The sequence below is a fragment of the Neobacillus jeddahensis genome (assembly GCF_000612625.1).
GTDB classification, from domain to species: Bacteria; Bacillota; Bacilli; order Bacillales; family Cytobacillaceae; genus Neobacillus; species Neobacillus jeddahensis.
Genome location: NZ_CCAS010000031.1, coordinates 44,034 through 51,571, shown reverse-complemented (window position 1 = coordinate 51,571; position 7,538 = coordinate 44,034). Strand labels below are relative to the sequence as shown.

The following is a 7,538-nucleotide window of genomic DNA, read 5'->3' as shown; positions in this document are numbered from 1 at the left end:
CCTGACCCCCGCTGGTTTAATGTATTAAAGCAGTGGGGGACAGGCCCTTTTTGTGTTTGTTTTCCAATTTCCGATAGAATATTGCAAGCAGCATCGATGGGATGGTGCAAATGATCATGCCGAAAAAGGCGTATTTTGGCTCAATTTCATATAAATATCCGCCGAAGAAGGTGAACACCGCTGTACTCCAACTTAGTGCCAGTGCTGAATACATCCCTTGTGCATTCGGAATCTGTGCTTGTGGAATATACTTGGTTAAGTATTTCATAAACGCATAATGTCCCATCGCAAATGAACAGGCATGCAAGGTTTGGGCGATACAGAAAACAATAATATTGGGAAAGAGAAATATCAGGATCCATCTTACTGTTGATCCCAATGCCGCAAGTGTCAGCAAGGAGCCAACTGAAAATTTGTGAAAGACTCGGTCAGCGATTAAGAAGAAAATGATTTCTGCCAGCACAGCTATGTTAAGAATCATGCCAATTAAATATTTGGGTGCCTGGATTTCTTGTAAAAAAATATAGCCATAGTTGTAATAGGACGCGTGTGCCGCTTGCAGTAATATCACAATCACTAGCACGAGGCCAAAGTATTTGATGCGAAATAATTGCAGCATCCCGCCTTTTTTCATTTTAGTAGCTTGTGGTTTTTCCATTAATACAACAGGGGCAGGCAAGAAACAAAGGGCAATGAATACCATTATGCCAAGTAGTAACGCCCATAAAATTACTTTATCTCCAAGCGCTCCTGTAAAGACCGTCAACAACATCCCCGATACGACAAAGCCAATGGACCCCCATGAGCGGCTCTTCCCGTAATCTCGTAATTGCTTATTTTGGACAAGGATGCCTGCTACGCTATCTAATGCCGGCATTAAGCTCGGATAAAAGAAATGCAACAGTAAGGTGACAACTAATAAACTCGTATAAGAGTTTGCTGGAAAACTGCATAGAAGAGATAGTAACGTGCCGATTGCCATCCCGTTTAGTAAGGTTCTACTGCTAAATTTCCCCGATAAATAAGGAAAGACAAATAATGTAGAAAGGCCGCGGACTACTAGCCCAAGGCTCATAATCAAACTAGCTTGTGAAACCGTCATTCCTTTTGTATGAATCATCCACCCTGTCCAATACGGTAGAAAAACTCCCCATGTGATAAAAAAACTAAAAAATTGTCTGTTCATCCATCGTTGTGAATTCATTCTTACCCCTCCAATGTTTGCATCATAACATGGAGAAACGTACAATAATATGAGATATCTCATATTTTGGAGGAGATTAATGGAAATTTATAGAACTGAGAAAAGGCAGCGTTATTTGGAGGAATATTCGATTGGGAATTTATTCTCTTTTCCGATTGAAGAGTTCCTAGAAGTGCATGAATATAAACGGGATGAATGGATTATTCAAGAAGGTATGCGTCCGGATTTCTTATTTTATGTCATTGAAGGAAAGGCAAAAATTTATGTGACGCATCAAAATGGAAAGGTCAGCTTAATTAATTTTATCAAAGAGGAAGATTTCTTCGGGGAAATGGAATTATTAAATCCGATTTATTATACGAAGGGGATTCAAGCCTCCACCACGATGATTTGCTTTGCAATTCCTTTTCATCGCTGTCGTGCCAAAATGCTTGAAGATGCAGCCTTTCTTCGTGAACTGGCGAAGTTCTTAAGTGTAAAATCCACTCAAATGGCGGCCAAATACACGCAAAGCCTCTCCTTCCCGCTAGAAAACCGGCTTGCTGATTTTATTTTGCAAACAGCAGATGCGGAGATCTATAAGGAGAAACACGTCACCGTTTGTGATTTTTTAGGCGTCTCCTACCGCCACTTATTATATGTGCTGGCACAATTCTGCGAAAAAGGCTATTTGAAAAAAGAAGGCCGACACTATCGCATCCAACAGCTCAACGAACTAGAGGGACTTGCCAGGGTGTTGCTGAATGAATAAGCCATGGTGAGCCAGGGGGACGGTTCTCATGGCTTTTTAATGAGATGAGTGGGCCACCAGAACCGTCCCCCTGGTCCATCCAAGCTAGCAGCAATCAATATACCGGCTGTTAGGAGTTTTCTGCGGACGAGGAAGAAGCGCCATCCAAAATAAACCATCATCGCCCAGAGAGTATCTCCGCCATTCTGAGCAATAAAGGACAGAAGCAGCTGGCTAAATTTTCTAGAGGCCAGTCCTAATAAAATGGTGATGAGAACGGCGACGATATAGGCCAGCCTGTTTTTATTAGATAATGTGTTCATTGGTTTGTTCGTTAACGTCAAGTCGATCACTCTTCTTTATAGAATCGATTCAGCCTCTCCCATTCGTATGAATGGAGGGAATCCAATGTATTGTTATTTTATCATGAAGGGCCGAACGGTGACCCCTTACTTTTTAAAAATAGATTTCTACTATCTCACGAAATCCATATATATAAAAGTAAAAACTATCAGGGGTAGAAATCAATGGATAAACAAAATAGCAGGTTTAGATGGATTGTCTTTGCTTCTGTCATGTTTACATATTTATTAATGGCGAGCCAGCGAACCGCCCCGGGATTGATTACAAATGAGGTAATGAAGGATTTTCATGTAACTGCCTCAACAATTGGGCTACTGACGAGTATCCAATTTTTTGTCTACACCGGCTTGCAAATTCCGATGGGAATGTTGGCAGATCGGTTTGGTCCTAATTTTTTTCTCATAATAGGGGCGCTCCTTACAGGCTTAGGCACCATCATTTATAGCTTAGGTACGCATGAATCTGTTCTGTTTTTGGCCAGAATCCTGACCGGGACAGGGGATGCAACAATTTGGGTCAATATGGTGTTAATTTTGAGCCAATGGTTTAAGGTAAAGGAATTTGTCAGATTGATTGGACTTGCGGCAATGACAGGAAGTCTGGGTTTCCTTTTGGCAACCGTACCGTTCTCCTTATGGATTGACTTCCTTGGTTGGAGAGCCGCGTTTTTTTCTGCGGGACTGCTTCTATGTCTATGCGGGATCCTCCTTTATGTTGTCCTATTGAAAAAGCCAAAGCAGCTCTTTTCTATTGAACCGTTCGTTGTAAAAAAACAGGATAAAACGTTGGTTTTACTGCGAAGAATCTTTTCGAGCCGGCAGGGATGGGCTTTATTTTTTTGTCACTTTGGGATTGTCGGAACGTATGTAGGATTCATCGGTTCGTGGGCCGTGCCCTTTGGGATGAATCTGTATGGTATGACACGTTCAAATGCGAGTCAGCTCATCTTGCTTGGTCTAATCGGGGCATTGATTGGTGCGCCTTTATCTAGTTGGATTTCAAGTCGGTTAGCAATGATAAAACGACCTTATGTGGTTGTGCATATCATTCTATTATTGAGTTGGTCAACGTTTCTCTTTTTTAGGGGGAATCCGCCATTTTTCCTGCTAACAATGCTGTTCTTTGTGATTGGTCTTGCCTATGGAGCCAATGCCTTAACGTTTGCTGCCGTTCGTCAGTCATTTCCAATTAACGAATCAGGCCTTGCTTCTGGGTTTGCTAATACAGGTGGGTTTCTAAGCGCCGTCTTGCTGCCAACCATTTTCGGAAAGGTATTGGATCATTTTCAGACTGATTCAGGCAGTTTAAGTCAGGCATATTTCTACGGTTTCATTACCCCAGTGATCTTTTCGGTGATTGGCTTGGTCGGCGTGATGATGATGAAGGAAAAGCGTCCGATTGCAGGACAACGAAACAACGCTGATTAAAGGAGGAATAGTTATGTTAAATAACGTAAAACAGAGAAGAATAATTTTAGATTTGGCCGTTACTTTAGATGGTTTTATTGAAGGGAAAAATGGAGAAGTTGATTGGTGCATTATGGACCCTGAGATGGGTTTCACTAATTTCCTGAATCAAATTGATACGATTTAAAGTAGCCACAGGGACGGTTCTCATGGCTCCTTCATGAAATTAGTGTGGCCATCAGAACCGTCCCCCTGGCTCCTCTTTACAGTTTTTCTAGAAAAACTCGTCTGAATTTTTCATCAAGATGTTTAATCTGGGATTCTACATTTTCATGATTCACTAAATGCTGCTGTTCTGGTGCTATGATTCCTAAAATACGCAATCGTAGATAGTCTCGAATTGCCTGAGATGGTTCTAAACGATGTGAAAATAAAAATTGGGGAAGCACTAATACGGCTAGCATTGTTTGGTCTTGTATATTAAGTAATTGAGCATTCATTCCTTGATTGAATACCCCTTTTTTCATTCCTATTTCATAAAATTCCTGAATTACAAGATTACGTTTAGCCATTGCATCTGAGAACTTCTGATACAAACTCGGATATACATTTCGTAAATCATTTGCAAAAATATCAGAAGTTGAACCTGCTAGTATTATATTTTGAAAATAAATTGAAATGAATTCATCTATAAATTCCTGCTTCTCATTAGGACTTCCAAGAATTGATTTTTTCTCTATATATTGTATGTAACGGGCTACAACAGCTTCAATTACTTCATCTTTAGAAGAAAAGTATTGGTATAATTTACCACGACTAATCCCCATTACCTTCGCGATACCATCCATTGTTAGTGTTTTAAATCCATTTTTCACGACTTCATCATTGATTTTATTAATCATCTGTTCTCTACGTTCATTTTCTGTAATCATTCATTCTCACCCCATTACAAGTTACCACAAGTATACCATAATGAATAGTTTTAACAAAATGAACATAATTAATAAAAAATGTTGATTTTGTTAATTTTATATTGTAATCTACAAGCATGTAATAAAAAAAATTATGGAGGCCATGGTTATGACTAACAAAAAAAATAAAACTGTGTTGGTCACAGGTGGGACAGGATTTGTGGCTGGATGGGCGATTCATGAACTTTTAAAACAAGGATATAAGGTTCGGACAACTGTAAGAAGTAAAGAAAAGGAAAAAAATGTCCGGAATACACTTTTTAATAGTGGAATTGATACGGATTCATTGTCTTTTTATGTCGCTGATTTAACGAGTGATGAAGGGTGGAAAGATGCAGTCATAGGGGTTGATTATGTACTACATATTGCCTCTCCACTTAGCACTGGCAATCATGAAGACTTGGATTCTTATGTAGGTCCTGCTCGTGATGGGGCTATTCGTGTACTTCGGGAAGCAACCCATGCGGGAGTTGAAAGAGTTGTCATGACATCTTCGCTTGCCGCTGCAACGCCAGATATTTCTAATAATGATCAACATATAAATGAGTTATTATGGACTGACCCCAATGACAAGAATTTGAATGCATATCGAAAATCAAAAGCAATTGCTGAAAAAGCAGCCTGGGATTTTATGAAGGAGCAAAACAGTAAAACAACAACCTTAACAACTATTCTTCCTGGAGCCATTTTTGGGCCCAATCTTTCATCAACGGTCACTAGTTCGATTGAAGTGATCCAACGATTATTACAGGGAAAAGGTATTGGAAATCCAAAAATAGGATTTGAGATAGTGGATGTACGAGATTTAGTGGATCTTCATATACGGGCGATGACTAATCCAAATGCGGCTGGACAAAGGTATATTGCCAGCAGCGGATTTATGTGGATGAACGATATGGCAAGGTTTCTAAAAAAGGAATTAGGGGATATCGGAAAAAACATTCCTACAAAAACGATTCCCAATTTTGTTTTGAGGGCTGCCGCGAAAATGAATCCATCTCTAGGTTCGCTAGTACCAATGTTAGGACGAAAATTCCGATATACATCAGAAAAAGCAAGGCTCCAGTTGAATTGGAGTCCTCGTCCAGTTGAGGACACCATTCTAGATTCTGCGAAAAAATTAGAAGAATTATATTTAATTTAAACAAAAAAACGGATATTAAGATATCTTTCTGTTCATGCAGATGTGTGCATCTGGTGACGTGGAGTATCCTTAACAGCTAAGTAAACAAGAATATATCACGAAAGAAGATGGAGTGGATTTATGTCACTTGTCCCCTTGGTCAACGAAAGAATTCTACTAATCGAGTAGCAGCAACCTTTTATTTTTTTTCAGAGATTGTGAAGCATCCGCCAGGGGGACGGTTCTCATGGCTCTTTCATGAGACTATTGTGGCCACCAGAACCGTCCCCCTGGCTCTTCTTGTTTACCTACCGTTAGTGATTTCTTTCCCCAACCATTCTAGTGTTTCTGGAATGCTCTTCACACCGAGGTTTCCTTCTTTTCGTTTTCTTAACGATAAGGAGTGGTTTTCCATCTCTTGATCACCAATCACAAGCATGTAAGGGATCTTTTGTTTTTCAGCTTCCCTAATTTTTAACCCCATTTTTTCTGTCCGAAAATCGACCTCCACACGTATTCCTGCTGCTTCTAATTCGGACTTCACGTCACTTGCATAAGCTGCGTGTGAATCAGAAATAGGGATAATCTTAGCTTGCACTGGTGACAACCAAAGTGGAAATTCCCCGGCAAAATGTTCAATTAAAATGGCCATAAAACGCTCTACCGAACCAAAGATGGCTCGATGAATCATGACGGGGCAATGAGGGTTATTATCTTCACCGACATATGCACAATGAAACTTTTGTGGCATTTGAAAATCTAATTGGACCGTCCCGCATTGCCAGCTTCGTCCAAGTGAGTCTAAAATATGAAAATCAATCTTCGGACCATAAAAAGCACCATCACCAGGATTTATTTGATAATTAATCTTTTTATCATTTAAAACGGACTCTAACGCATGCTCTGCTTGATCCCAAATATTCTCAGCTCCCATGAATTCTTCTGGCCGTGTTGAAAGCTCTACCTTATATTCAAACCCAAAATGGGAATAGAATTCATCCAATAAAGCGAGAACCTGATCAATCTCGGCTTCAATCTGGTCCACGCGAACAAATAAATGAGCATCGTCTTGTGTGAAGGAACGGACGCGCAAAAGTCCATTTAATGAACCTGAAAGTTCATGTCTGTGAACTAATCCCAGTTCAGCGAACCGGATCGGCAATTCTCGATAACTTCTTCGCTTACTGTTAAAAATTAATAATGCCCCCGGACAATTCATCGGTTTAATCGCGTAATTTTGTTCATCCACTGTGGAGAAGTACATATTTTCGTGATAATGATCCCAATGACCAGATTGTTCCCACATTTCCTGTTTCATCATGATGGGTGTTTTAATTTCCTGATAGCCTGCCCTGTGGTGTTTTTTTCTCCAGAAATTTTCAAGTTCATTCCGAATCACCATTCCATTTGGTAAGAAAAAAGGCATTCCGGGAGCCTCTTCCATTGAAGTAAACAGTTCTAATTCTTGACCTAACTTTCGATGATTTCTTTTTTCGACATCCATTTGATTAGACATGATTATTCCTCCTAATTTATTAAAATAAATACAAAAAGACCGCACTCCTCCCAACGATAGGGACGAGTGCGGTCGTGATACCACCCTAATTCCAAAAAACACATAATTCCGCATGTTTTTTGCTCGAAAAGATAACGGATTTACCGATGATAGATACTTTGGTTGCCCATTTCCCCGACATAGCTCCAAGGTGGTAAATCATTCGTGAATTCTTCAAGGCTTCCA

The 7,538-nt window shown here is 40.0% G+C and carries 7 protein-coding genes, 1 pseudogene and 1 other annotated feature (1 of these 9 only partly in view); of the genes and pseudogenes, 4 read left to right on the top strand and 4 right to left on the bottom strand.

Going from position 1 to position 7,538, the window contains the following annotated elements; translation table 11 throughout:
* Positions 1 to 16: 16 nt before the first annotated feature.
* On the bottom strand, positions 17 to 1,204 hold the full coding sequence (locus tag TY15_RS14220) for an MFS transporter (RefSeq protein ID WP_040205866.1): 1,188 nt from the start codon (positions 1,202 to 1,204) through the stop codon (positions 17 to 19).
* A gap of 79 nt (positions 1,205 to 1,283) precedes the next feature.
* Between TY15_RS14220 and yeiL the strand changes: the two genes are divergently transcribed.
* Positions 1,284 to 1,955, top strand: a complete 672-nt coding sequence (gene yeiL / locus TY15_RS14215; RefSeq protein WP_040205868.1) for a transcriptional regulator YeiL — start codon at positions 1,284 to 1,286, stop codon at positions 1,953 to 1,955.
* Positions 1,956 to 1,981: 26 nt separating this feature from the next.
* Here yeiL and TY15_RS14210 read toward each other — a convergent pair whose 3' ends face one another.
* Positions 1,982 to 2,278: a hypothetical protein gene (locus TY15_RS14210; RefSeq protein ID WP_052353784.1), complete on the bottom strand. Its 297-nt coding sequence runs from the start codon at positions 2,276 to 2,278 to the stop codon at positions 1,982 to 1,984.
* 183 nt (positions 2,279 to 2,461) lie between these two features.
* On the opposite strand from TY15_RS14210, the gene TY15_RS14205 reads away from it, so the two are divergent.
* On the top strand, positions 2,462 to 3,724 hold the full coding sequence (locus tag TY15_RS14205; RefSeq protein ID WP_040205869.1) for an MFS transporter: 1,263 nt from the start codon (positions 2,462 to 2,464) through the stop codon (positions 3,722 to 3,724).
* Between the two features lie 13 nt (positions 3,725 to 3,737).
* Positions 3,738 to 3,887: pseudogene (locus TY15_RS24300) on the top strand (dihydrofolate reductase family protein); the annotation flags it as partial.
* A 79-nt stretch (positions 3,888 to 3,966) separates the two neighbouring features.
* Here TY15_RS24300 and TY15_RS14200 read toward each other — a convergent pair.
* On the bottom strand, positions 3,967 to 4,635 hold the full coding sequence (locus TY15_RS14200) for a TetR/AcrR family transcriptional regulator (RefSeq protein ID WP_052353783.1): 669 nt from the start codon (positions 4,633 to 4,635) through the stop codon (positions 3,967 to 3,969).
* Between the two features lie 148 nt (positions 4,636 to 4,783).
* On the opposite strand from TY15_RS14200, the gene TY15_RS14195 reads away from it, so the two are divergent.
* The gene (locus tag TY15_RS14195; protein WP_040205870.1) at positions 4,784 to 5,818 is read left to right on the top strand and encodes an SDR family oxidoreductase; all 1,035 of its coding nucleotides are present in this window, start codon (positions 4,784 to 4,786) and stop codon (positions 5,816 to 5,818) included.
* A gap of 283 nt (positions 5,819 to 6,101) precedes the next feature.
* Here TY15_RS14195 and thrS read toward each other — a convergent pair whose 3' ends face one another.
* On the bottom strand, positions 6,102 to 7,313 hold the full coding sequence (gene thrS / locus TY15_RS14190; RefSeq protein WP_052353782.1) for a threonine--tRNA ligase: 1,212 nt from the start codon (positions 7,311 to 7,313) through the stop codon (positions 6,102 to 6,104).
* Between the two features lie 55 nt (positions 7,314 to 7,368).
* Positions 7,369 to 7,538: a binding site (T-box leader), on the bottom strand (it continues 64 nt past the right edge of the window).

Bases quoted from the DNA above. Each gene is read 5' to 3' on its own strand.
- thrS (WP_052353782.1), bottom strand. From the start codon at position 7,313: ATGTCTAATCAAATGGATGTCGAAAAAAGAAATCATCGAAAGTTAGGT.
- yeiL (WP_040205868.1), top strand. From the start codon at position 1,284: ATGGAAATTTATAGAACTGAGAAAAGGCAGCGTTATTTGGAGGAATAT.
- TY15_RS14200 (WP_052353783.1), bottom strand. From the start codon at position 4,635: ATGATTACAGAAAATGAACGTAGAGAACAGATGATTAATAAAATCAAT.
- TY15_RS14205 (WP_040205869.1), top strand. From the start codon at position 2,462: ATGGATAAACAAAATAGCAGGTTTAGATGGATTGTCTTTGCTTCTGTC.
- TY15_RS14220 (WP_040205866.1), bottom strand. From the start codon at position 1,204: ATGAATTCACAACGATGGATGAACAGACAATTTTTTAGTTTTTTTATC.
- TY15_RS14195 (WP_040205870.1), top strand. From the start codon at position 4,784: ATGACTAACAAAAAAAATAAAACTGTGTTGGTCACAGGTGGGACAGGA.